This is a genomic window from Halobacterium bonnevillei (assembly GCF_009831555.1).
Taxonomy (GTDB): Archaea; Halobacteriota; Halobacteria; order Halobacteriales; family Halobacteriaceae; genus Halobacterium; species Halobacterium bonnevillei.
Map to the genome: position 1 here is coordinate 1 of NZ_WUUU01000325.1, position 1,468 is coordinate 1,468.

Below are 1,468 nucleotides of genomic sequence, written 5' to 3' on the forward strand. Positions count from 1 at the left end.
CTCGCGGGATTCGACGTCGACACGGGCTCGTCGGGAGCGTCGGCGACGACGAGAACGGCCTGCTCGCGCGGCGCGAACTCGACCGCGTCGGCGTCGACTCGACGGCCTCCGGGTCGTCGAGGACGCAGAGACGAGCGTGAAGTACCTCGTCGTGGACGGCGACGGAGAGGTCATGGTACTCGGCAACGACGGCGCGAACGAGGCCGTGACGGCCGCCGACCTCGACCCCGAGTACGTCCAGTCGGCCGACCACGTCCACCTCACCAGCCAGCGGCCGGAGACCGCCGCTCGCCTCGCCGAACTCGCGACGAACGCGGACGCGACCGTCTCCTTCGACCCGGGGCGGCGCCTCGGCGAACGAAACTACGCGGCGACGATCGACCGCACGGACGTCCTGTTCGTCAACGACCGCGAAGCGCTGGCAGTCCTCGAGGACGACGCCGCCTACCCCGAGTCCGACGTCAGCGACCGGGTCGTCGTCGTGAAGCACGGGTCGGAGGGCGCGACAGTGCACACGCCGGAGGCGTCCTACAAGCACCCCGGATTCGACGTCGAACCCGTCGACACGACGGGCGCCGGGGACGCGTTCGCCGCCGGATTCATCGCTGTCCTCCTCGAGGACGGCGGCGACTACGAGCGGGCCCTCGAGTACGGGAACGCCTGCGGCGCGCTTGCGGCACAGGCGGAAGGCGCGCGCACGTCCCCGACGTTCCCGGAGGTCGAAGCGTTCCTCGACCGACAGTTCTGACGCAGATTTAGGTGCGGTGGCGACGTACGGTGGCGTATGGAACTCCTCGCCGGGTACGCCGACCGCGTTCTGGAGTACGACGACGGGTCGCTCGCCACCGTCTTCGAGGACGAGGTGCAGTGTCTGGACGCCGGGCCGGACGGCGTCTACTGCGGGACGAGTGACGGCCTCTACCGGCGACGCGACGGTGAGGGGACGGAGTGGGAGCGCGTCGCGGACGTGGGTGACGTCACCGCGGTCGCGGTCCACGAATCGGGGGTCTGGGTGGGAACGGAACCCAGTGCCGTCTATCACGCTCCCGAGGGCGAGCGCTTCACGGAGTGCAGCGGACTGACCGACGTGCCGTCCAGCGACGACTGGGCGTTCCCGCCGCGCCCGAGCACGCACCACGTCCGGTGGCTCGAGCCGACCGCGGAGCGCCTCTACGCCGCCATCGAGGCCGGCGCGCTCGTGCGGTCGCCGGACGGCGGCGAGACGTGCGGGACCGCGTCCGCTCGGGCCCTACGACACGCACTCCATGACGACCACGCCGACCGCCCCGCCCTCGCGTATTCGGCGGCCGGCGACGGCTTCTACGTCACGCGGGACGGCGGGGACTCCTGGACGACTGCAGCGTCGGGACTGGACCGGTCGTACTGCTGGAGCGTCGTCTGCGACCCGGACGACCCGAGCGAGTGCTCGTGTCTGCCGCGCCCGGCCCGCGGAGCGCCCACCGACGCC

The 1,468-nt window shown here is 71.7% G+C and carries 1 protein-coding gene and 1 pseudogene; both read left to right on the forward strand.

The window, feature by feature from the left end; genetic code table 11:
• Positions 1 to 748, forward strand: a pseudogene (locus GRX66_RS18950) (carbohydrate kinase family protein); the annotation flags it as partial.
• Positions 749 to 784: 36 nt separating this feature from the next.
• The coding region (locus tag GRX66_RS18955) for a WD40/YVTN/BNR-like repeat-containing protein (protein WP_394351551.1) at positions 785 to 1,468 on the forward strand (684 nt) is incomplete at its 3' end.